This window comes from Kitasatospora sp. NPDC023385 (assembly GCF_055664045.1).
In genome coordinates, this window is record NZ_JBVOOL010000001.1 from 442,122 (window position 1) to 464,602 (window position 22,481).

A 22,481-nucleotide genomic window follows, 5' to 3' on the forward strand; every position below is an offset into this window, starting at 1 on the left:
CCCGCCCTCCCCGCTTCCCGTCCTTCCCGCCCCTCGCGTCCTTCCCGTCCGGCAGGTCGTCCGGCCTCAGCGGCCCGTCGTGGCCTTCCGCGCCCGCCCGGCGGCGCTGAGCACCGCCCGTACGCCCGCCGTGAGCACCGAGGCGTCCCTCCCGGCGCCCCACACGACCCGGCCGTCGACGCGGGCCTCCACGTACGCGACGGCGTCCGGCCCGGAGCTCACCGCGTGCTCGCTGAAGGCGAGGATCTCCACCCCGACGGCGTCGGCCACCGCGTCCAGTGGCCCGGCGCCCGTGCCCCGCTTCCCGTCGACCTCGGCCCAGTCGTCGCCCACCCGCCAGGCCCATGAGGAAGTCTCATCGAGGTACTCCGCCCGGAACAGCGCGTACAGCTCGTCCCCCGTCACCTCCTTCCCGCTACCGTCCGTCGCCTCCTGCACGACCCGCGCGAACTCGATCTGCAGCCGCCGCGGCAGTTCCAGCCCTTCGCCGCTCTGCAGCAGGTAGGCGATGCCGCCCTTGCCGGACTGGCTGTTGACCCGGATCACCGCTTCGTAGTCCCGGCCCAGGTCGGCCGGGTCGATCGGCAGGTACGGCACGGACCAGGGCGCCTGCCGCTCGGGGACGCCGAGTGCGGCGGCCGTGCGGGCGTGCTGCGCGAACCCCTTCCTGATGGCGTCCTGGTGGGTGCCCGAGAAGGCGGTGTGCACCAGGTCCCCGGCGTAGGGGTGCCGCTCGTGGACGGGCAGCCGGTTGCAGTGCTCGACGGTGCGCCGGATCCCGTCGATGTCGGAGAGGTCGAGCATCGGGTCGACGCCCTGGGTGTGCAGGTTGAGGGCCAGTGTCACCAGATCGACATTCCCGGTGCGCTCGCCGTTGCCGAACAGGCAGCCCTCGATCCGCTGCGCGCCGGCCAGCACCGCCAGTTCCGCGCAGGCGACGCCGGTACCCCGGTCGTTGTGCGGGTGCACGGAGAGGATCACCGACTCGCGCCGCTCCAGGTGCCGGTCCATGTACTCGATCTGGTCGGCGTAGACGTTCGGCGTGGCGGTCTCGACGGTCGCCGGCAGGTTGTGGACGACCGGCCGGTCGGGGCTCGCGTCCCAGAGCCGGGTCAGCCCGTTGCAGACCTCCAGCACGTAGTCGGGCTCGGTCAGGTTGAACACCTCGGGCGAGAACTGGAACCGCAGGCCGTCCTGCCCCTCCCCCAGCCGGGCCAGGTGCGTCGCGGCGTCGGTGATCAGCGCCCGCAGCTGCGCCCGGTCCTTGCCGAGGACGACCTCCCGCCACAGCGGCGCGGTGGCGGTGTAGAGGTGGACGACCACGCGCGGCAGGCCGGCGACGGCCTCGAAGGTGCGCTCGATCAGGTCGGCCCGGGCCGCCGTGAAGACGACGACCGTGACGTCCTCGGGCACCGCGCCGGGGGTGGTGGCCAGTTGGCGGACGAAGTCGAAGTCGGTCCGGCTGGCGGAGGGGTAGCCGACTTCGATCTCCTTGAACCCCATGGCCAGGAAGAGGTCGAACATCCGCTGCTTGCGCGCCGGGTCCATCGGTTCGGCGAGCGCCTGGTTGCCGTCGCGCAGGTCGACGGGCACCCACAGCGGCGCCCGCTCGATCCGCCGGCCGGGCCAGCGCCGCATCAGGGCGGGGACGTGGACCCGCTCGTGGGCGGGGCGGTAGCGGTGGGAGGGCATGGCCCCGCCGCGCTGGGGGTTCCAGGCGGGGGCGTCGGCCGGGACGGGCCCGGCGGGGGCGTGCAGGGTGGGAAAGGCCACGGGGGATCGCATGAGACTTCCTCATAGGCTGTACCGGTGACCGGCAGGACGGCGCGCCGCAGCGGGGTGCCGGTCCGGTCACGCCCCGCTGCGGCCACCAAGAAGAAGGCCCCCCGAGGGGAGGATCCAGGGCTGCATGCCGGGTAGAGTAACCACGACCCAAGTCCTCAGACAACCTGACAGGTGAGCTCGATGGCCCCGCTCCACCCCTCCCCCCTCGCCGAACAGGCCGCCGCGCTGATCGAGGAGCAGATCCGGGCCGGCCACTGGCCGGTGGGCGGGAAGCTGCCGGGCGAGGTGGCGCTGGCCAAGGAGCTGGGCGTCGGCCGCTCGACCGTCCGGGAGGCGCTGCGCACGCTCGCCGCGGCCGGCATGGTGCGCAGCCGCCAGGGCTCCGGGGTGTTCGTCACGGCCGACCGCCCGGCCGAGGACTGGGCCGCCCGGCTGCGCCGAGCCGAGCTGGCGCACGTCTACGAGGTGCGGACGATGGTCGAGGTACAGGCCGCCCGACTCGCCGCCGCCCGCCGCACGGAGGCGGACCTCGCCGCCCTCGACGCCGCCCTCGCGGGCCGCCACGCGGCCGGCGGGGCCGACGACACCGCCTTCGTGGACGCCGACATCGCCCTGCACACCGCCCTGGTGGCCGCCGCCCACAACCCCGTCCTGAATGACCTCTTCGCCCAGTTCGCCCCCGTCCTGAGGGAGCAACTGGTCGTCTTGGTGGGCCTGTTCGGCATCCGCGCCGAGGACCCGAACCAGGGCTACGCCGCCCACGCCGCCCTCGTCCACGCCGTACGCGACGGCGATCCGGAGGCCGCCGGCCAGGTCCTGGCGGCGGAGCTGGAGGCCACCCGCTCCCGCCTCCTGGCGGACTGAGGGGCCGTCGCCGTAGGGTCGCGATGCGGCGTCACACAGTTTTCACACCGCGGCCATCCGCCGGCCGCACGCCGCATCGACACTGGGTCAGGCGAGTTCGGAACCACCTTCTCCGCATACGGACGATCGACGGCCAGGTGACGTTGTGTCGGATCCGTGCGCAAGTACCGCCCAGGCAGCGAACGAATTTTCACTCCAATCACACGGTATGACTAGTATCGCTTCGTCAAAAAGCCCGTGCCCGGACGGCCCGCCCCGCAGTGGTCGGCCGCCAGCCCCAAGGAGTCTGCTCTGCGCGCGCGTGCGAATCGGCGGCCCCCGACGCCGAAGGGCCCCCGCAGGCGTCCACGCCTGTCCCTGCGGACGGCGCTGCTCGTCCTGGCCGTCGTCCCCAGCCTCGCCCTCATCGCCCTCTGGGCCGTCACCAGCGGCGAAACCGTCTTCGACTTCCAGCGGCAAGCCGCCCAGGGCCTGCTGGCCCAGAAGGCCGGCCAGCCGTCCAACATCGTCTACTACAACCTCCAGGAGGAGCGCCGGCTCAGCGCCGAAGCGCTCGCCCGGCCCGCCACCAACACCGACCAGCTGCGCCGCCAGCGCCAGTCGACCGACGACGCGGTGCGCCAGTTCCAGACCCTGTCCGGCGAGACCGCCGACAACGCGCCCGACGAGGTCCGCACCGCCGTCGCCGAGGCCCGCCAGGCCATGGGCAGACTCGCCGAGCAGCGCGCCGCCGTGGACCGCGGCTCGGTCGACCAGCAGACGGTCTTCGCCTACTACACCGACCTGATCGCGGTGGACCTGCGACTGTTCACCGCGCTCAGCCACGTGGACACCGGCGAGGTCACCTGGATCTCCAAGACCCTGGTCAACGCCTTCTGGGCCAAGGAGATGCTGGCCCGCGAGGACGCCATCCTGGCCCGCGGCTGGCCCGCCGGCCGACTCGGCGCGGCCGACTACCAGGCCGTCCAACAGGCCATCGGCACCCAGGACCACCTGCTCACCGTCCAGGTCGTCCCGTACCTCCCCGACGACGAGGCCCCCGCCTGGCACGACCTGATGAACAGCCCCGCGTGGCAGGCCAAGGCCGCCGTCGAACAGCAGCTCACCAAGCCCACCGCCCCCGACGCGGGCGGCGCCGTCAGGCTCCCGGCCGCCCAGGACCAGTGGCGCCAGGCCCTGGACCAGCTCAACCCCCAGCTGGTCAAGGCGATCGAGACCCGCACCAGCGGCATCGTCGAGGTCGGCAAGGGCACCATCCTGGACCTGCTGACCCGGGTCGTGCTGACCACCGTCATCGGCCTGATCACGGTCATCGCGGTGGTCACCGCCTCCTGGCGCCTCAGCCGCTCGCTGCGCCGCCGCATCCACGAACTGCACACCCAGGCCGAGGAGATGCAGCGCACCCTGCCCCAGGTCGTCGAACGCCTCGGGCGCGGTGAACAGGTCGACGTCGAGGCCGAGAGCCGCGCCATCACCACCGGCCCGCACGGCAACGGCACCGACGAACTGGCCCGCCTCGGCCAGGCACTCGACCTGGCCCGCTCCGCCGCCCTGGAGGCCGCCGTCGGCCAGGCCGAGCAGCACCGCGGCTTCGAGCGCCTGCTGCAGCGCATCGCCCGCCGTACCCAGCTGCTGATCGGCCGCCAGCTGCGCAAACTGGACGAGCTGGAGCGCAAGCACGAGGACCCGGAGGTCCTGGAAGGCCTGTTCGACCTCGACCACCTCACCGCCCGCCTGCGCCGCTACGAGGAGAACCTCGTCATCATGGCCGGCGGCCAGCCGCAGCGGCGCTGGCGCAAGCCCGTCCCGTTGCTGGACGTCCTGCGCGCCGCCCAGGGCGAGGTGCAGGACTACCGCCGGATCATGCTCGACGTCGAGGGCCACCCCTGGCTGTCCGAGCGCGCCGTCGGCCCGGTCGCGCACGTGCTCGCCGAGCTGATGGAGAACGCCACGACCTTCTCCAAGCCGCCCACGCCGGTCGAGGTCCGGGCCGCCATCGTCGGCCGCGGACTCGCGATCGAGATCGAGGACCGCGGCCTCGGCATGGACCCGGAGCAGTACGACGCCGCCAACGAGCTGATGAGCCGTCCGCCGCGCACCGACGTGCTGGCCCGGGCCGACGACGTCCGCCTCGGCTTCCACGTCGTCGCCCGCCTCGCCGCACTGAACAGCCTGAAGATCGAGTTCCGCCCGTCCGCCTTCGGCGGCACCCGGGTGGTCGTGCTCGTCCCGGACGAACTGGTCATCGCCGGCGACACCGGGCTGCCGGACGGCACGCCCGGCGCCGCCGCCGAACCGATCCCGCTGGTGCGCCGCTCGCGCCGGGCGATGCGCTCGGCCTCCGACGAGGCGCCCGCCCAGGCGCCCGCCGGGCCGCCGGTCGCACCGGTGGAGTCGTTCGCGCAGGGCGACTTCCTGCCGCAGGCCGCACCGGTGCCCCTGCCGCAGCCCCTGCCCCTGCCGCTGCCGGAGCCCCTGCCGGAGCCCTTGCTGCTGCCGCAGCCGGAGGCGTCGGTGGAGTCCAGTGTCCCTGGGGCTCCCGTGCAGGCTGCCCCCTTCCAGCCGGCCCCGCCGGCCCCCGTCCAGGAGCCGTTCCAGCCGGAGCAGCCGGAGCAGTCGGAGCAGTCGGAGCAGCCGATCGAGCACAGCTCCCCGGACGACCCGGCGCCCGCGCAGGACACCCCGGTCTACCCGGACATCGCCTACGCCCGGGTCACCGAGGCCGAGGCCCCGTACGCCGACGAGCAGTACCGCCCGGCCGACCACTACCGGCTGGCCGAGCGGCGCGGCAGCCGCGAGTACCCCACCTCGGTGCCGTACAGCCCCGCCGAGGGCGGGCAGCCGCCACTGCCGCAGCGCGTGCGGCAGGCCAGCCTGGCCGCGGAGTTGCGGGTGCCACCGGCCCAGCCGCAGGTGACCGAGCGCCCGACCCGGCGCCCCTCCGACGCCGTCGCCGGGGGCGTCTCCGAGGGCGTCTCCGAGGGCGCCGCCGGTGGTGTCGCCGGGGGTGCCGCGCCGTCGGCGGGCCCGCTCCGGCGTCCCGACCGCCCGGTCCGGCGCTCGGGCGCGGCGATCGGGGCCTTCCAGCGCCAGTCCCGTGCCGCCCGGGCCCAGGACAGCGGCGAACACCGGCTGCCCGAAGCCCTCGTCCCACCGGCTCCCCCCGCCCCCGCCGGTCCCCCTGCTCCCGCGCCCGGCCCCTCCCCCTGGGCCCTGCCCGCCGCGGACTCCCGAACCACACGAACGGATGACCAGTCATGAACCGCACGATCGCCACCCACCAGGACCTGGACTGGCTGCTGGACGGACTCGTCGACTCGGTGCCCGGGACCAGGAACGCCGTCCTGCTCTCCGACGACGGTCTCGTGGTCAGCCACTCCCGCACCATCGAGCGGGCCGACGCCGAGCGCCTGGCCGCCGTCGCCACCGGCCAGCAGAGCCTGGCCCGCGGGGTCGGGGCGCTGTTCGACGGCGGACCGGTGCACCAGGTGATCGTCGAACTCGCCGAGTGCTGGCTGTTCGTGATCGCCGCCGCCCAGGGCACCCACCTGGCCGTGGTCGCCTCGCAGGAGGTGGACGCCGAGGTGATGTCCGTCGCGATGCACACCCTGGTGCAGCAGGTCGGCCAGAAGCTCACCACTCCCACCCGCGGCGAGAGCGACCCCGGTGCCCCCGGTGCCCCCGGTGGCCCCGCCTCGTTCGACGCCTTCGCCGCCCGGAACCGGGGCTGATGCGAGTGGGCCCGTACGGGAACGACGCCTCCTGGGGGGACGGCCTCGACCACGGCCACGGCCGGGACGACGGCGGGGACCACGGCGGGGACCGCAGCCGGGACCACGGCAGCGACCACGGCCGGGACGACGGCTGGTTCGCCAGCCAGGACAAGGCCCGCGACGACGGCCCGCGGCGCGGTGCGGTGCCGCACTGGAGCGAGCTGGAGGAGGACGCGGAGGACGAGCCGGGCAGCCTGGTCCGCCCGTACACGATCACCCGCGGCCGGACCGCGCCCGAGCGCGACGACCTCACCCTCATCACCGTGCTCACCACGGTCGAGGAGGAGGCCGACGCGGCCCTGGCGCGGGGCAGCCGCGCCGGTGCCCGCGGCCTGCAGCCCGAGCACCGCCTGATCCTCGACCGCTGCCGGCGCCCGGCCGCCGTCGCCGAGGTGTCGGCCGGCCTGGACCTCCCGGTCTCGGTCACCAAGATCCTGCTGGGCGACCTGGTCTCCCAGGGCCTGCTGAAGGCCCGGGCGCCGCTCTCGGTGGCGCGCGCCGCCGGGGGCGTGGACCTCGGCCTGCTCACGGCCGTACGCGAAGGACTCCGGAGACTCTGACATGGCAACACCCCACTCCGCCATCGGCGGCCCCACCCCGGCCCCGGCCGCCGTCAAGATCCTGATCGCGGGCGGTTTCGGCGTCGGCAAGACCACCCTGGTCGGCTCGGTCAGCGAGGTCACCCCGCTGCGCACCGAGGAGTACCTGACCCGGGCCAGCGTCGGCGTCGACGACCTGTCCGGCGTCGACCAGAAGGACACCACCACCGTCGCCCTCGACTTCGGCCGGATCACCGTCAGTCCGGAGCTGGTCGTCTACCTGTTCGGCACGCCCGGGCAGGAGCGCTTCTGGTTCATGTGGAACGACCTGGTCAACGGCGCCCTCGGCGGGATCGTCATCGCCGACACCCGCCGACTGGACACCAGTTTCGCCTCGATCGACTTCTTCGAGAGCCGGGGCATCCCGTTCGTGGTCGCGATCAACTGCTTCCACAACACCAACACCCGTACCCCCGACGAGATCCGGGCGGCGCTCGACCTCGACCCGCAGGTGCCGATGCTGCTCGGCGACGTCCGCGAGCGCGCCTTCGGGCGGGACCTGCTGCTGGCCCTGGTCGACCACCTGATGGAGCTCGCCGCCGCCACACCCGCCGGGCCCGTCGCGACCGTCGGCTGAGTTCACCCCCATCCTCCCCAAGCCGCACCCGTCCCCGGCTGAACCGCACTTCTCTGGGAGCACCACCATGACCACACCCCTTCGCGTCCTCGTCCACGGCGGCGGCATCGGCGGCCTCACCCTCGCCACCGCCCTCGCCGGGCGGGGCCACCATGTCGACGTCGCCGAGCTGCGCGAGCAGTTGGAGGCGCTCGGCGTCGGCATCATCCAGCCGTCCAACGCGCTGCACGTGATGCGCGAGATCGGCGTCCTGGACGACTGCCTCGCCGCCGGCTTCGAGTGGGAGGTGCTGACCGTCTGCGACCCGGCCGGCGCCACCCTCGCCAGGATCCCGCAGCCCCGGATGGGCGACGCCCCCGCCAACAACGGCATCCCGCGCCCCGCGCTCGCCCGCGTCCTCGCCGACGCGGCCGTCAAGGCGGGTGCCACGGTGCGCTTCGGCACCACCATCGCCGAACTGGCCGAGGACGCCGACGGCGTGGACGTCACGCTCACCGACGGGCACGCCGGCCGCTACGACCTCGTCGTCGGCTTCGACGGCATCGGCTCGCCGCTGCGCAGGCGCCTGTACGGCGAGAAGTACGCGCCCGAGTACACCGGCTTCGCCAACTGGCGCGTCATCGTGCCGCGTTCGCCCGAGGTGCGGGGCGTGGTGATGTCCGCCGGCAACCTCCGGGCGAAGGCGCTGCTCACCCCGATCAGCACGGACCTCATGTACCTGGGCGCGGTGTTCGCCGAGGCCGAGGACTTCCGCCCGGATCCGGAGCACGCCCACGAGCAGCTCCGCGAGCGCCTGGCCGGCTTCGGCGGCCCGATCGCCGAGGCGCTGGCGCAGGTCACCGACCCGGCCGCCGTGGTCCATTCGCGGATCTCCCAGGTCAGCGTCGACGAGCCCTGGCACGTCGGCCGGATCGTCCTCGCCGGCGACGCCGCCCACGCCTCCACCCCGCACCTGGCCCAGGGCGCCGCGATGGCCGTCGAGGACGCGCTCGTGCTCGCCCGCAGCCTCGACGCGGCCGACACCGTCCCGGCCGCGCTCACCGCCTGGGAGGAGCGCCGGCGCCCGCGCGCCATGTGGGTGCAGGGCCTGTCCCGCGCGATCCTCAAGCAGGAGACCGGCGCCCCGACCACCCCGGAGGAGGACGAGCTCCTCAAGGTCGGCATCCCGGGCGCGGCGCACGTCCTCGTCCAGCCGTACTGACGGCCGCGCCGGTCGGCGGACTCAGCGGCCCGCTCCGGCGCGCCGCCGGGTCTGCCAGGCGCTGATCCGGTGGACGGTGTGGACGATCAGCACACCGGCCAGCACGTCGAGCGCCAGGCCGACGGTGCCCAGGTACACGGCGCGCCGCAGGTCCTCCACCGAGGCCGCGGCCTTCATGACCTGGTACGTGTAGGCCCGGTTCACCATGCCGCCGATCACCCACGCCACCCACCAGACGGCCAGCAGCGGACCGGGAGCCGTCCGCCGGGGCGCACTCGCCGTCCAGACGTCCGCCATGACGCGGTACGGGATCCACAGGTTCGCCACCGGGGTGATCCAGGAGCCGACCACCCAGCCGCGCGCCCGGTGCTGGCTGCCCGGACCGCCCAGCGCCTCGGCGTTGAGCCTCGCCCGCCACAGCCAGACCAGGAACACCACCCCGGCCGGGATCAGGAACGCCAGGCTCTGCAGCCCGTCGAAGTAGCCGGCGAAGTCGTCGACCGACTGGACGTCCGCGACCGTCGCGTTCCCCGCGAGGATGTCCTCGACCGCCAGGTAGACCCGCCAGTCGGACACCGTGTGCAACACGTCGTACCCCACCACCAGCAGGATCAGGACCGACGCGGCGACACCGACGCCGCTCACGGCCCTCAGCCGCGCCGCCGCGCCACGGTCAACTCCACGATCCGCGTCACGGTCCGCGTAACGATCCTCGCCACCGTCGACGCCACGCTCCGCGCCGCCGTCAACGCCACGCTCCGCGCCTACGGGCGGGTTGCCCTCTTCCGGATGCTCCATGTCTCCCCCAGCGTCGGTGTTCACCACAGTCCGGTCACCTGCACCACCCGGTAGCCGAGCCAGCCCGCCAGGGCCACCGTGGCCGCCAGTCCGATGCCCGTCGCCTCGGCCAGCTGCGTCGCGAACCGGGCCCGCCAGATCATCGTCCGCCGACGCCGCCCCACGGACGCGAGCGCCGTCCGCATCGCCCGGGCCACGTACGCCGTGGGCGTCTCCACCGCGCCGATGACCGCGTTCGAACCCAGGCCCCGCCACCACCCCTTGCGCTTGAGCCCCACCGGGGCGACCCGGGGCGTCCAGCGGTCGTCGAAGACGATGACGGCGGAGATCCAGTGCTCGCCGGTGCCGAGCCCGTCCGGCGGCACCGGGACGGGCAGGTACCCGTTCAGCCGGGCGACCACGTCGGACGGGCCGGCCGGCGCCAGCAGGAGCAGCTTCGCCGCCGGCTGGGTGGCACGCGCCTGCTCGACCTCCCACCAGAGCCCGTCCCCCTGCCCCAGGCGCAGGACGATCAGCTGGGACAGGTCCATCAGCCGCAGCACGGTGGACTTCCAGTCGTCGAGCGGCAGGTAGAACCGGGCCGCGCCGAGGCGCGGCAGGGGCTCCCCCGGCCGTCCGACGGCGATCACCGGGCCGATCGCGCCCAACGCCCGCGCGAGCTGCTCCTCCCGCGAGTGGAGGTTGAAGTCCGCCCCGTCGTCGATCTCGGCGGCGATCCCGTCGTCTTCGAAACTGCGCAGGTACAGCACGGGTCGGCGACCGTCCAGCAGCAGGGCCCGGGCCGCCGGCCGGGCGGCGTGCAGCCGGGTGCGGCGCAGGATCAGCAGGCCCGCCACCAAAGCCGCCAAGCCGCCGGACAGCAGCAGGAACTGCTGCTCCAGGGTCATGGTCCGGCCTTGTCGCTCCGACATGTCGACGGCGTAGGCGCCGCCCCCGAACAGCATCAGGCCGAGGCTGTTCGCCGCCCGGACCGCCCTCCGCCACCGGGGCTGCGGCGGGACGAACCGGCTGACGAGGCCCACGAGCTCCCTGGTGCCCGACCGGCGGCGGTGGCGCAGCCACAGGGCGGGCCCGAGGAGCACCAGGGCGAACAGCCCGCACCACAGCGCCGCCGTTGCGTCGGCCGACCGCTCACCGGCGGTCGTCTGGTCGTCTCCCAGGCTGACCACCAGGTGCAGGGCGATGTAGGCGGCCGTGACCGTGAGCGCGGTGACCAGTCGGGCGACAATCCGCAGGCGCGATGACACTTCGGCTCACCCCCAGGCTCTCCCCCGACAGCGTGAGTGCAATGCCTACGGTCTGTACCGCAGTTGGCTGATCGTCATGCTCATGAACCCGCGCGAATCCCATGACGGCGCGCCCACACCGCCGCCGAGATCCGGGCCAGCAGGCGGGCGGCGGGGTCGGTGCGGTCGGCGCCGGAGGCGAGCGGGCCGGTGTAGCAGACCGCGAGGAGGTACGGCGGGCAGTCCGGCGGGTGGATCAGGCCCACGCAATGGCGGGCTCCCGGGATCCAGCCGTTCTTGAACGCGATCCGGGTGCGCGGCGGGAGGCCGGCGGCGAGGTCCACCCGGAAGTCGTTGTCCTCGAGGAGCGTGAGGAGTTCGGGCTCCTCGGCGAGCGAACGCAGGAGCCGTACGAGGTCGCGGGCGCTGACCCGGTTGTGCACGCCCGCGTCGCGCGCCGCGTAGTCCTCGATCCCGCGCGGGCTGGCGCTGCGGGTGGCCCCGGCACGGCGCCACACCTCGGCGACGGCCTGCCGGGTGGTGCGGGCCAGGCAGAGGTTGGTGGCGAGGTTGGAGGAGTGTGTGATCATCCGCTCGGCGAGCAGGCGCAGCGGCACGTGCGTGCCGAGCAGCTCCCAGGGCAGCGGATCGCTGTCCCAGTCCGGGTCGTTGTGGAAGTCCCCGCCCACGACGGACTCGAAGCGGTTCACCACCGGAACCTCGGCATCGAGGTTCGCCCCGCCCCGGCTCAACGCGGCGAGCACCGCGACCTTCATCGTGCTCGCGGCGTCGTGCAGCACGTCCGGGTTTCGGACGAACACCGGCTCCGCCTCGCCCGCCCAGGGGGCCACCACCACAGAGAGCATGGAGGAAGAGTAGGGGAGGTTCCGCCTGTCGGCTGCGGCGACGGGCCCGGCCACACCCCACCCCGGCGAACTCCCAACCACCCCCCAACCGCCACCCCGTAGAACGAGCGGAGTGGGAAGTCGGCCTCACCGACTTCCCACTCCGCTTCACGAGACGAGGATTCACGCGACAAGGTTTCACGCGACGACGTTTCACGGGCGAGTGCTCACCCCACGAGGTGACCTTTCGCCACGTCCTATGCGCTCGGATCCCAGGCCACGAGCAGGTCGAGGACGCGCCAGGCGGACGTCGTCGAGCAACAGGTGGACAGGAACTCGTCGACACCGTCCAGCGCCACCTCCTCCGGCAGCGGCTGCGCAGCGCCCACGGCGATCTGGGCGTCGTAGGTGTGCACCGCGATCTCGTGGAGCTGGTGCCGGGCCACGGCACCGCAGGTCTGCGGCGACAGCGAATCCCCCCACCACGTCCAGCAGCCGCGATCCGGGCCGGCCTCCCTCAGCGCGTCCAGCAGCGCCTCCGTCGACGCGGCCAACCAGGACAGCAGGGCCTCGCGCTCCCGAGGCCCAGGCGGGTCACCCGCCGCTGCGGCCCCGGCCGGGCGCTCGTCAGCAGGCCCGGCGGCGACGATGGCCGCGGTCTATCACCTGGAATCGCTGGCGTGGCCGTCCCGGGCGAGCGTGCAGGTGCTGATCCATGACGAGGAGGACGACTGCTTCGGGCTGTGGATGATGCGGGACGGCGTGCTGGCCGAGGCATCGCTGCCCGGCCACCGGCGGCTGCACCGACCGGCGCCGACGACAGACGAGTTCCCGCCCGATCCGGGCCTGCTGTGGCTGGCCGAGACTGCGACGCCCACCGGATTTTCGACCGACCGCCAGGACCTCCGCCCCGTCTGGTAGACCTCACGCCAGCCTGGCACCCCGAGGTCAGGGCCGACCGGACGCAATCTGCCATGAACGCCAACCGGCCTGACAGCGGCACGACTTCGGCGCAGCCGCCTTGATCCGGACCGTTCGAGGGACGATCGGTGGCGCTCGCGGGCGTGTTCGCGAGCGGTTTCGCTGGCGTGTTCGCGCTGGAGTTCCCACTCGCATTCGATCGCGCCGACGACGACGGCCCCTCGACCGGAGAACTGGTCGAGGGGCCACTTGTAGTGACGTGTAGTCAGGTGGCGCTCGGGCGCGGCGACGGCAGGGCCGCCGAGCCCGCGATCAGCGGCCACTCGCGGTGGAACGCTGGCAGCGGCAGCTTGCCCTCGATGATCGGAGTGCCGAAGACCTTCAGGTGGGCGAGCAGTGAGCCGTTCAGGTCGACGCCGCCGACGAGCGACCAACTGCCCTGAACCTGCGGCGGGTTGCCGGAGGAGTCGGCGACCAGCGAGCCCTCCGCCCGGGCCTTCAGATAGGGGGCGACGGTGGCCTCCACGCCGACGGTGTCGTACAGGCCGAGGCTGATCTCGGCGCCCAGCGCGGCCCGCACGGCGGCCTTGCCGTCCAGTCGCACGTGGACCGGGGTGACCTTGGTCTCGGCGTCGGTGACCGGGGCCCACCCCTTGCCGCCGGTGTAGTCGGCGCGCACCGCCCAGGTGCCGGTGGCGTCCTGTTCCGCTTCCAGGTGGACCTGGCCGTCGGCGCTGACCTCCAGGTAGCAGGTCAGGCCGAGGTTGACGACCACGGGCAGGCCCGCGACGGTCAGCACCGGACTGGCCTGCAGCTTGGCGAAGGGCACCCGGACGGGCGCCGCGCCGGTGCTGCGGGCGGCGTCGCCGGTGACCTTCCACTGGGCGTGGGCGCCCAGGTCGAAGCCGATGGAGGCGGTGCGGGGGCTGCCCGCGGCGGCGCCGTGGTAGGCGAAGTGGACGGCCGGGTGCAGGCGGAGCGAGCCGGAGGCGTCCAGGCTGGCGCCCTCCGGCAGCGGGACGGGGGCCTTGAGGTCCACCTCCAGGGTGCCGGAGGCGTCGGCCTGGACGCCGCTGCCGTCCGCGCCCACGGTGGCCTTGAGGTCCTTGACCAGCGGCGTCACGGTGATGCCGTGCGGGTCGACGGGCACGCTGCCGTCCGCCTCGGTGCCGCCGAGGAGTTCGGCGAGGGTCGCGGGGCGGGTGGTCAGGTTGACCGTGCTGCCCGCGCCGGGGTGGACGCCGGTGACGGCGACCAGCGCACCCTGCGGCGCGGCGGCGGTGGGCGGGCTGGCGAGCAACTGGCCGGGCTGGACCGCGGCAACTGCCGCTGGGACGGCGGCCGACGACGGTGCAGCCGACGGGATGGCAGCGGCGCTCGGCGCGACGCTAGGGGTGGCGGCCGGGGAGGCGGCCGGGCCGCCCGCCGCCGTCAGGACCGCCGTGCCGCCCGCCGGGTCGTACGCGGTCAGCTGCAGGCTCTTCGTCGCCGCCGTGACCGCGCCACCGTCCTTGCCGGGGCTGCCGATCGCGGCCTGCCGGTCTCCGGCGGGCGTGGCGGTGACGGGCGCGGAGGTGGCGGGTGCGGCGCCCGCGGCCGGACGGCCGGGGGCGGGCGAGGCCGCCTTGGCGCGCGGGCTGCTCCCGGCGGGTGCGGCAGCGGCCGGGCTGCCCCCGGCGGCGGTCGCGGTCGCGTCGGCGACGGTGGCGGCGACCGGAGCGGCGCCGGTCTGGGTGGTGCCGGGGCTGGTCGGGCCGCACGCGGCGGCCCCGGCGAGGACGAGGGTGAGGACGGCGGGGCCGACGGCCCTGCCTATCGAACGCTTGAACACGCAGCGTCATGTTACTGACGAGGAATAAGTTTGTCGAAGACAGGCCAAACGGACAGACCAATCGGACCCTCACCGCAGGATTGACCGCAGGTCACCCCAGCCGGGAGGCCGGCAGTGGCCCACCCATCGGCGGACCGGCCGCGACGCCCCCGGCGGACAGCTCCGCGAGGTACCGGGAGCGCGCCATCGGCTCGGCACCCAGGCTGCGCACGTGCGGACCGTCCCACTGCGCGTCGAGCAGCCGCCCGCCCGCCGCGACGAACCGCGCACCGAGGTCGGCGACGGCGACCCGGGCGGCGTCCGGGCGGCGGTGGAACATCGAGTCCAGGCTGAGCACTTGGCCGACCGCGACCCCGAACACCCCGCCGATCAGCTCCTCCCCCTCCCACACCTCCACGCTGTGCGCCGCCCCGAGCACGTGCAGCTGCGTCAATGCGGCGCGCAACCCATCGGTGAGCCAGACGGGTTGACGCCCTTCGGCGCACTCCGCGAGCACCCGGTCGAAGGCCCGGTTCGCACTCGTCCACCACGTCGACCGGTTGCGCAGCCGCCGTGCCAGCCGGGCCCCGAGCCGCACCCCGTCGGGCGCGATCACCGGCCGGGGGTCGGGCGACCACCACGCCAGCGCGTACGGGTCCTCCCCGCCCGGCAGCAGCGCGACTTCCCCCGCCTCGACGGCATCCCCGTACACCGCCTCGTTGTACGCGCCTGCGTAGACGTCCGCTGCCGGCAGCGGGAACAGCCCGCGCCGGTACGCCGCCAGCAGCTCCCGCGCACCGAGTTCACCGCCGAACGCCACCGGCCCGGCTCCAGGGGCACGTCGGACGTCCAATGTGTCGAAGGTGTCGAAGGCGTCGAACGCGCCAAACGCACCATGAGGGCCGCTCATGCCGCCACCCCATGAGCCACGCTCATCGCGCTGTCCTCATGAGCTCTTCTCATCCCGCCGCCCTGATGAGACTTCCTCATCGCACGCTCCTCATGAGACTTGCTCATCCGCCGCCCCCATGAGATCCGTTCATCGCACCGACCCATGAGCTTCGCTCATCGCGCCACCCCCAGGAACCCTTCCCCCTCCAGCCCCGCCAGGTAGAGGTCGATCAGCCCCGCGTCCACCGGTGGCAGCTCGACCCCGCTCCCGGCCAGTGCCGCGTCCGCGTTGGCCCGGTCGAACAGCGGGAACGCCGGTCGGAAGTACATCTCGCTGATCGACAGCTCCGACCCTGGCGCACGGTCCACGAACAGCGGGACGAACGGCGCGATCGGGTGCGTCGGGTGCCGGGCGGCGAACCGGACCAGGCCCTGCACCCACGGCCCGTACGGCATCAGGTCGATCCGGTGGCCGCGCGCCCGGAGCCGGTCCGCCAGGTCCGCGAGGACGCCGGGCTGCGGGGAGGTGAGGTGGTAGACCTCACCGTCGGCGGGCGCGTGGGCGGCGATGTGCGCGATGGCGCGGGCGAAGCGGTCGGCCGGGACGAAGTCCAGCAGCAGCCGGACGTCAGGGCAGGTACCGCTGTCCGCCAGGTACTTGATCAGTGCGCACAGTTCAGTACCGGTGTTCATGACGCCGTTCGCCAGGTCCCCGGTGACGTCGTTGGTGCGCAGCACCGTGACCGGCAGTCCGGCGGCGGCCGCGTTGTGCAGCAGTTGCTCGGCCACCCACTTGCTCTCGACGTAGCCGACGCCGATCCGTTCGGGGTGCGCGAGCGGGGTCCGCTCGGTGACCTTGTCGACGCCGGCCGCCCCGAACCCCGCCAGGACGGCGAGGGTGGACAGGTAGTGCACGGGGACGCCCCGGCTGTGCCCGGCGAGCCGGACGATCTCCCGGGTGCCGCCGACGTTGGCGTCGCGCAGCTGGAGGTACGGGTAGAGGAAGTTGACCTGCCCACCGAGGTGGAACACCGCGTCCAGATTCCCTGCGAGCCAGTCGAACTGGCGCTCCGTCAGGCCGATCCGGGCCCGGGTGAGGTCGCCCGTCAGCGGCACCACCCGGCGGTCGGCGAGGTCGTGCCGCAGGAAGCGCTGCTGGGTGGCGCGCAGCCGTTCCAGCGCGTGCTCCTCGTCGGGCGCCCGCACCAGGCAGTGGATCCGGGCCCGGGTGGTGGCGAGCAGCGTGTGCAGCAGGTGCGCGCCGCAGAAGCCGGTCGCACCGGTGAGCAGGATCTCGGCGGGTTCGGCCCGGGAGGGCGCGGGGCTCCAGGACTGTCCGACGGGTTCGGAAAGCCGGGCCTCCGCGAACCAGTCGACGGCCGTCTCCCCGCTGCCCGCACCGATGCCCGCGCCTACGTCTGCAGCCACCTCGGCCTCGACCGCGACACCGGAGCCGGAGCCGGAACCGGGTTCGGCACCCGCCGCGCCACCCGTACGGGCCCCCTGCAGCGCCCCGGCGAAGGCCCGTAGCGCGGGTTCGCGCAGCAGCGCCCGGGTGAGCGCCCGCACCCGGCCGACGTCGATGCCGAACATGATCCTGGCCCGCGCCAGCATCTCCATGGCCAGCAGAGACGTGCCGCCGAGTGCGAAGAAGTCGTCGTCCGGGCCGACGGTCTCGGCCCCGAGCAGCTCCGCCCACAGCTGCCCGACGGCTTCCTCGACCGCAGCTCCCCCGCCCGCGGCCCCTCCGACCGCGGCTTCCCCGGGCACGACGCCGGCTCCCACGCCGGCTCCGACGCCGGCCGTGCCCTCCCCCGGCGCCCGGGCCGCCGCCCGCACGGGGGCGTGCGGCAGCCGCCGCCGGTCGATCTTGCCCGCCGCCGTGAGCGGCATCGCCTCCAGCGGCACGAACGCGGCTGGCACCAGGTACTCCGGCAGCCGCTCGGCCAGGAACGCCCGGATCCCCTCGGCGCCGCCGGCCGCCCCGGCGGCCGGGGTGTAGTAGGCGGTGAGCGCCCGGCTGCCGTCTGCCGCTTCGCCGTCCGCCGCGACCCGCGCCTGCCGCACGTCCGGGTGCGCGGCCAGCACCGCCTCGACCTCCGCCGGGTCGACCCGGTGGCCGCGGACCTTCACCTGGTCGTCGAAGCGGCCGAGGATCTCCAGCTGCCCGTCCTCCCGCCAGCGTCCGGCGTCGCCGGTGCGGTACATCCGCTCACCGGGCAGCGGCGCGTACGGGTCGGGCAGGAAGGATTCGGCGGTCAGGCCGGGGCTGCGCCAGTAGCCCCGGGCGAGGCCGGGGCCGCCGAGGTGGATCTGCCCCTTCTCCCCGGGCCGGACGGGCCGCAGCCGGGCGTCCAGCACGTGGACCCGCACGCCGGGCAGCGGCCGCCCGATCGGCACCGGGGCGGCCGCGCCGCCGCCCGCCAGCAGCTCCGCCGTGACCTCGCAGAGCGTGGAGGTGACGGCCGCCTCGGTGACCCCGTACGCGTTGAGCAGCCGCGCGCCGGGCAGCCGGTCCAGGCAGGCGCGGCAGTCGTCGGCGTGCACGACGTCCCCGCCGACCACCACCAGCCGCAGTCCCGTCGGGCCGGGGCCGCCGGGCGGGAGCAGGTCGAGGACGTGGTGCCCGTAGGCGGGGGTGACGTCGGCGACGGCGAGGCCGAGCCCGGGCAGCCGGCGCACCAGCTCGGTGGGCGCCCAGGTGCCGCCCCCGCTCCCGCCGCCGCCCAGGACGACCGTCGCGCCCGCGAGCAGGGCGCCGAAGACCTGCTCCAGTGCGGTGTCGGAGCCCAGCGCGGCCAGTTGCAGGACGCGCTCGCCGGGCGCGAGGCGGTACGCGTGGACGATCCGGTCGAGGGTGAACACCAGCGCACGGTGGGTGACCGGGACGCCCTTGGGACGGCCGGTCGTGCCGGAGGTGTAGATCAGGTACGCGAGGTCGTCCGGGCCAGAGGCCTGGGCGCGGGCGTCGGCGTCGGCATGGCCATAGTCATAGGCGCCGGGCGGGGCCTCCCGCGGTCCGCCGGCCAGCCGCAGCGCCGCCACGCCCGGGAACTCGTGCCTGTCGGTGACCACCATCCGCGCCCCGCAGTCCTCGACCAGTCGGGCCAGCCGCCGCCGCGGGTGCGCCGGGTCCAGCGGCAGGAAGGCGCCGCCCGCCTTGAGTACGCCCAGCCAGGCGGTCACCAGGTCGGCCCCGCGTTCCAGGCAGACCGGCACCACCCGTTCCGGCCCCGTCCCGCGCGCCCGTAGGGCAGTGGCCAACCGGTCGCTGCGCAGGTCGAGTTCGCGGTAGCTCAGGGTGGCGTCCTCGGCGACGACGGCGACCGCGCCGGGGTCGCGCGCCGCCCGCGTGCGGAACAGTCCGTGCACCGTGTCCGCGAACCCGGCCGCCGCCCGCCCGGGGCGGTCCGAGCCGGCGAAGCCCAGTCCCGTCGGCCGCCACTCCCGTTCCACCCAGGCCCGGCAGTCGTCCCGCTCCGCCGGGCCGTAGACCCGGTGCCACCCGTGGGGGACGGTCAAGTCGTCGGGCCAGATCGCGTACTGACCGTTGTCGTTGCGGACCACGGCGTGACGCCCGGACCTCACATCCGTTCGTACGCCCTGTGCGCTGTCTGCTGCGTCGTCCACCGGCTTGACCTCGTGCTGTGGCGGCAGAATGCTTGGGAGTGCGACATTTCCGACTATACGCACTCACGACACATCGAGAACGTCCGGTCGCTCCCCGGCCGGACGCCGCACACCCGCGCGAAGACGTGCCCGGCGACCGGGAGCGGACCCGCGTCGGGCCCCGGGCGCGACCACGCGCCCCGTCCCCCGCCGGAGCCGCCCGGTGCACCCGAGCGCCCCGGCCCCCGCCCTCGCCCGAACTCCCCCGCCGCCCGGCGGGGTGATGTCGCGGAGGAGGTAGCCTCGTTGACACGCCGGCGACAACGCCTGACGGCCTGTTACCTCATCTGGATGGTGCTGTTCACCGGCATCTACTACGCCAACCCGGGCCAGCGGATCATCTGGTGGACGGGCATCGGCCTCGGCGGCGTCGCCGCCATCGTGCTCGGCGTCCGCCTCAACCGCCCCGCGCACGCGCGCTTCTGGTACCTCCTGGCGCTCGCCAACCTGAGCTTCACCGCGGGCGAGGTCGTGCAGGCCGTCCAACTGGACATCCTGCACCTGGCCAACCCGTTCCCCTCCGTCGCGGACGGCTTCTACCTCGCCGAGTACGTGCTGTACGCGGCCGGGGTGCTCGGATTCATCCGCTGGCGCACGGCCCGTCAGGACCGCGCCGGCCTGCTCGACGCCCTCATCCCCACCATCGGCCTGGCCCTGCTCGCCTGGATCTACCTGATCCTCCCGTACACCCGCAGCCCCGACCTCACCTGGTTCCAGAAGGCCGTCTCGATCGCCTACCCGCTCGGCGACGTGGTCGTCCTCGCCCTGCTGCTGCGCCTGCTGACCCCGCGCGGCGGCAACTCCCGCGCACTGCAGCTGCTCGCCGTCGGCACCCTCGGCCTCCTCGTCTCCGACGTGCTGTACGGGCTGATCCAGCTGCACGGCACCTGGCGCATCGGCACGCCCGTCGAACTCGGCTGGGCCGCCTTCTACGCCGCGTGGGGCGCGGCCGCGCTGCACCCGTCGATGGTCGAGCTGACCAGACCCGTGCCCACCCAGCAGCCGGACCTCAGCACCGCCCGGCTCGTCCTGCTCACCCTCGCCTCGCTGATCGCCCCGGCGATCCTGATCATCGAGTCACTGGCCGGGAACACCGGCAACGCGGGCGTGATCGGCGCCTTCTCCGCGCTGCTCTACCTGCTCGTCCTCGCCCGGCTGGCGGTGGTCGTCTCCGCCCGCAGGGAGGCCGTCGCCCGAGAACGGGCGCTGCGCGAGGCGGGCGCCCGGCTGACCGCGGCCGTCACCGTGGAGGAGGTCGCGGACGCCGTCCAGTCCACCGCCTCCACCCTGATGCCCGCCGAGCCCGGGCACGTCGCCCTGCTCGCCGTCGCCGAAGCGGGCGTCCTGCACGTCCGGCACGCCGAACGCGGCGCCCCGCGGCAGCACCGGCTGGGGACCGCCTCGGACTCCGACCAGGTGCTGGCCCTCGCCGCCTACCGCGAGACCAGGCTGCTGCCCGCCGAAGCCGTCGACCTGCCCGGCCACGAACCGTCCGGGCACCGCGACGGCATGCCCCACGCCCTGATCTGCCCGCTCACCCTCGCCGAACGGCCCTCCGGCGACCCGCTGATCGGCGCGCTCATCGTCACCGGCACCGAACAGGAACTGACCAGCCTCTGGAGCTCGCTGGAGATCCTCGCCGGACAGGCGGCCCTCGCCGTCGAACGGGTCGTGCTGAGCCGGGAGGTCACCCGCCGCAACAGCGAGCTGTACTTCCGCACGCTCGTGCAGAACGCCAGCGACGTCATCCTGATCCTCGACGCCGACGACACCGTCCGCTACGCCTCCCCCTCCGCCGAGTCGGTGCTCGGCCACCCGCACCTGGAGGGCACGCTGCTCACCGACCTCGTCCCACCCGAGGACAGCCGGGAGGTCGGCAGGGCACTGGCCCGGATGCGCGGGTCGGCCGGCCCGGCCGACCCGCCGCGCGGCCGGCCCTCCCGGGAGCAGGTCTCGGAACAGCCCCGGGAGGCGCAGCCCCCCGGGCAGGCCCCGGACGGGAGCCGCGAACAGTCCCGCGAGCAGCCGCGTGAGCACTGGCGGCTGCTGCGCCAGGACCGCACCCCGATCGAGGCCGAGGTCCGCTTCAACGACCTGCGCGCCGACCCGACCGTCGGCGCCCTGGTGCTCACCCTGCGCGACGTCACCGAGCAGCGTCAGATGGAGCGCGAGCTGACCCACCGGGCCTTCCACGACTCGCTGACCGGCCTGGCCAACCGGGTGCTCTTCCAGGACCGGGTCGGGCACGCGCTCTCCCGCGGCCAGCGCAGCGGTTCCGTCACCGGGGTGCTCTTCATCGACCTGGACGACTTCAAGGTGGTCAACGACACCCAGGGCCACGCGGTCGGCGACGAGCTGCTGGTCGCCGTCTCGCTGCGGATCTCCACCGCGCTGCGCGCCTCCGACACCGCCGCCCGGCTCGGTGGCGACGAGTTCGCGGTGCTGGTCGAGGACGCGGCGCGGCCCGCCGACGTGGACACCATCGCGGCGGGCGTGCTGGGGGTGTTCACCGAGCCGTTCAAGCTCAGGGCGGGCGCGGTCCGGGTGAGCGCCAGCATCGGGGTCGCGACCACCGAGGACAGTGTGGACGCCACCGAACTGCTCACCCACGCCGACCTCGCGCTCTATTCCGCCAAGGCCGCCGGCCGCCGCCAGTGGTGCCACTACCGGCCGGCGCTGCAGGCCGGGCTGGTGGAACGGCACGAGCTGAACGAGCACCTCGACTCGGCGATCGCAGAATCGGCGTTCCAGCTGTACTACCAGCCGATCGTCGACCTGCGCACCGGCGACCTGGTCGCCTTCGAGGCCCTGGTCCGCTGGCCGCACGACCGGCGCGGCATGGTCCTGCCCGACGAGTTCATCGCCCTCGCCGAGGAGAGCGGCCAGATCGTCCCGCTCGGCGCCTGGGTCCTGGAACGCGCCGCCCAGGAGGCCGCCGCCTGGCACGCCGCCAGCTCGACCGTCCGCACCGCCGCCGGCCGGCCCCCGCTGCGGGTCAACGTCAACGTCTCCGCCCGCCAGTTCCGCGACGCCGGCTTCGTGGACATCGTCCGCCACGCCCTCGCCACCTCGGGCATCGACCCGCACACCCTCGTCCTCGAACTCACCGAGTCCGTCCTGATGCGCCGCGACGACCGCATCCACGCCGACATGGCCACCCTCTCCGCCCTCGGCGTCGGCATCGCCATCGACGACTTCGGCACCGGCTACTCCTCGCTCTCCTACCTGCGGGAGTTCCCGATCTCCCTCCTCAAGATCGACAAGTCCTTCATCGACGGCCTGGGCCACTCGCCCCAGCAGTACGCCCTCGTCGAAGGCATCGCCCGCATCGCCGACACCCTCGGCGTCCAGGTCATCGCCGAGGGCATCGAGAACCCCGAACAGCGCGACCTCCTCGCCGCCATGGGCTGCCCCCTCGGCCAGGGCTACCTCTTCGCCCACCCCATGGACTCCCCGCACGCCCGCGCCCTGGTCCGCAACACGACGTACGAACCGGCCTGAGGCCGGCGCTGTCGCCTACGC

At 74.1% G+C, this 22,481-nt stretch carries 15 protein-coding genes and 1 pseudogene; 8 read left to right on the forward strand and 8 right to left on the reverse strand.

The window, feature by feature from the left end; genetic code table 11:
• Nucleotides 1-66: 66 nt before the first annotated feature.
• On the reverse strand, nucleotides 67-1,785 hold the full coding sequence (locus AC0B61_RS01960) for a 2-isopropylmalate synthase (protein ID WP_471738633.1): 1,719 nt from the start codon (nucleotides 1,783-1,785) through the stop codon (nucleotides 67-69).
• Nucleotides 1,786-1,965: 180 nt separating this feature from the next.
• Here AC0B61_RS01960 and AC0B61_RS01965 point away from each other — a divergent pair, with 180 nt between their 5' ends.
• The 6 genes from AC0B61_RS01965 (at nucleotide 1,966) to AC0B61_RS01990 (ending at nucleotide 8,799) form a co-directional block, all read left to right on the forward strand.
• Nucleotides 1,966-2,649, forward strand: a complete 684-nt coding sequence (locus AC0B61_RS01965) for a FadR/GntR family transcriptional regulator (RefSeq protein ID WP_471738634.1) — start codon at nucleotides 1,966-1,968, stop codon at nucleotides 2,647-2,649.
• 237 nt (nucleotides 2,650-2,886) lie between these two features.
• Nucleotides 2,887-5,910, forward strand: coding sequence for a sensor histidine kinase (locus AC0B61_RS01970; protein WP_471738635.1), 3,024 nt, complete (start codon nucleotides 2,887-2,889; stop codon nucleotides 5,908-5,910).
• Nucleotides 5,907-6,380: a roadblock/LC7 domain-containing protein gene (locus tag AC0B61_RS01975; protein ID WP_471738636.1), complete on the forward strand. Its 474-nt coding sequence runs from the start codon at nucleotides 5,907-5,909 to the stop codon at nucleotides 6,378-6,380. Before AC0B61_RS01970 ends, AC0B61_RS01975 begins: the two co-directional genes overlap by 4 nt.
• The gene (locus AC0B61_RS01980; RefSeq protein ID WP_471738637.1) at nucleotides 6,380-6,982 is read left to right on the forward strand and encodes a DUF742 domain-containing protein; all 603 of its coding nucleotides are present in this window, start codon (nucleotides 6,380-6,382) and stop codon (nucleotides 6,980-6,982) included. Before AC0B61_RS01975 ends, AC0B61_RS01980 begins: the two co-directional genes overlap by 1 nt.
• 1 nt (nucleotide 6,983) lies before the next feature.
• Nucleotides 6,984-7,598: a GTP-binding protein gene (locus AC0B61_RS01985; protein WP_471738638.1), complete on the forward strand. Its 615-nt coding sequence runs from the start codon at nucleotides 6,984-6,986 to the stop codon at nucleotides 7,596-7,598.
• Nucleotides 7,599-7,665: 67 nt separating this feature from the next.
• Nucleotides 7,666-8,799 carry an FAD-dependent monooxygenase gene (locus tag AC0B61_RS01990; RefSeq protein ID WP_471738639.1) on the forward strand — a complete coding sequence of 378 codons (1,134 nt, stop codon included), beginning with the start codon at nucleotides 7,666-7,668 and terminating at the stop codon, nucleotides 8,797-8,799.
• Between the two features lie 21 nt (nucleotides 8,800-8,820).
• On the opposite strand, the gene AC0B61_RS01995 is transcribed toward AC0B61_RS01990, so the two are convergent.
• From AC0B61_RS01995 to AC0B61_RS02010, 4 genes and pseudogenes are all read right to left on the reverse strand, one after another.
• Complete coding sequence (locus tag AC0B61_RS01995) at nucleotides 8,821-9,444, reverse strand: DUF4328 domain-containing protein (RefSeq protein ID WP_471738640.1); 624 nt, start codon at nucleotides 9,442-9,444, stop codon at nucleotides 8,821-8,823.
• Between the two features lie 173 nt (nucleotides 9,445-9,617).
• The gene (locus AC0B61_RS02000; RefSeq protein ID WP_471738641.1) at nucleotides 9,618-10,844 is read right to left on the reverse strand and encodes a transferase; all 1,227 of its coding nucleotides are present in this window, start codon (nucleotides 10,842-10,844) and stop codon (nucleotides 9,618-9,620) included.
• An 80-nt stretch (nucleotides 10,845-10,924) separates the two neighbouring features.
• Nucleotides 10,925-11,689 carry a serine hydrolase gene (locus tag AC0B61_RS02005; protein ID WP_471738642.1) on the reverse strand — a complete coding sequence of 255 codons (765 nt, stop codon included), beginning with the start codon at nucleotides 11,687-11,689 and terminating at the stop codon, nucleotides 10,925-10,927.
• A 278-nt stretch (nucleotides 11,690-11,967) separates the two neighbouring features.
• Nucleotides 11,968-12,324 (reverse strand): annotated as a pseudogene (locus AC0B61_RS02010) (maleylpyruvate isomerase N-terminal domain-containing protein); the annotation flags it as partial.
• On the opposite strand from AC0B61_RS02010, the gene AC0B61_RS02015 reads away from it, so the two are divergent.
• Nucleotides 12,317-12,589, forward strand: coding sequence for a hypothetical protein (locus AC0B61_RS02015; RefSeq protein ID WP_471738643.1), 273 nt, complete (start codon nucleotides 12,317-12,319; stop codon nucleotides 12,587-12,589). The pseudogene AC0B61_RS02010 and the gene AC0B61_RS02015 sit on opposite strands and share 8 nt — an antisense overlap.
• Before the next feature lie 265 nt (nucleotides 12,590-12,854).
• Here the strand turns inward: AC0B61_RS02015 and AC0B61_RS02020 are convergent, their stop codons facing one another.
• From AC0B61_RS02020 to AC0B61_RS02030, 3 genes are all read right to left on the reverse strand, one after another.
• Entirely contained in the window at nucleotides 12,855-14,420 is a 1,566-nt protein-coding gene (locus tag AC0B61_RS02020) for a hypothetical protein (protein ID WP_471738644.1), read from the reverse strand.
• 91 nt (nucleotides 14,421-14,511) lie between these two features.
• On the reverse strand, nucleotides 14,512-15,309 hold the full coding sequence (locus AC0B61_RS02025) for a leucyl/phenylalanyl-tRNA--protein transferase (protein ID WP_471738645.1): 798 nt from the start codon (nucleotides 15,307-15,309) through the stop codon (nucleotides 14,512-14,514).
• A 155-nt stretch (nucleotides 15,310-15,464) separates the two neighbouring features.
• Complete coding sequence (locus AC0B61_RS02030) at nucleotides 15,465-18,920, reverse strand: amino acid adenylation domain-containing protein (RefSeq protein WP_471738646.1); 3,456 nt, start codon at nucleotides 18,918-18,920, stop codon at nucleotides 15,465-15,467.
• A gap of 330 nt (nucleotides 18,921-19,250) precedes the next feature.
• Between AC0B61_RS02030 and AC0B61_RS02035 the strand changes: the two genes are divergently transcribed.
• Nucleotides 19,251-22,460 carry a putative bifunctional diguanylate cyclase/phosphodiesterase gene (locus AC0B61_RS02035; protein ID WP_471738647.1) on the forward strand — a complete coding sequence of 1,070 codons (3,210 nt, stop codon included), beginning with the start codon at nucleotides 19,251-19,253 and terminating at the stop codon, nucleotides 22,458-22,460.
• Nucleotides 22,461-22,481 lie beyond the last annotated feature (21 nt).

Excerpts from the sequence above, each read along its gene's own strand:
- AC0B61_RS01965 (WP_471738634.1), top strand. The coding sequence starts at position 1,966 with ATGGCCCCGCTCCACCCCTCCCCCCTCGCCGAACAGGCCGCCGCGCTG.
- AC0B61_RS02035 (WP_471738647.1), top strand. The coding sequence starts at position 19,251 with ATGGTGCTGTTCACCGGCATCTACTACGCCAACCCGGGCCAGCGGATC.
- AC0B61_RS02005 (WP_471738642.1), bottom strand. The coding sequence starts at position 11,689 with ATGCTCTCTGTGGTGGTGGCCCCCTGGGCGGGCGAGGCGGAGCCGGTG.
- AC0B61_RS02015 (WP_471738643.1), top strand. The coding sequence starts at position 12,317 with ATGGCCGCGGTCTATCACCTGGAATCGCTGGCGTGGCCGTCCCGGGCG.
- AC0B61_RS02025 (WP_471738645.1), bottom strand. The coding sequence starts at position 15,309 with ATGAGCGGCCCTCATGGTGCGTTTGGCGCGTTCGACGCCTTCGACACC.
- AC0B61_RS01975 (WP_471738636.1), top strand. The coding sequence starts at position 5,907 with ATGAACCGCACGATCGCCACCCACCAGGACCTGGACTGGCTGCTGGAC.
- AC0B61_RS01960 (WP_471738633.1), bottom strand. The coding sequence starts at position 1,785 with ATGCGATCCCCCGTGGCCTTTCCCACCCTGCACGCCCCCGCCGGGCCC.
- AC0B61_RS01990 (WP_471738639.1), top strand. The coding sequence starts at position 7,666 with ATGACCACACCCCTTCGCGTCCTCGTCCACGGCGGCGGCATCGGCGGC.
- AC0B61_RS01985 (WP_471738638.1), top strand. The coding sequence starts at position 6,984 with ATGGCAACACCCCACTCCGCCATCGGCGGCCCCACCCCGGCCCCGGCC.
- AC0B61_RS01980 (WP_471738637.1), top strand. The coding sequence starts at position 6,380 with ATGCGAGTGGGCCCGTACGGGAACGACGCCTCCTGGGGGGACGGCCTC.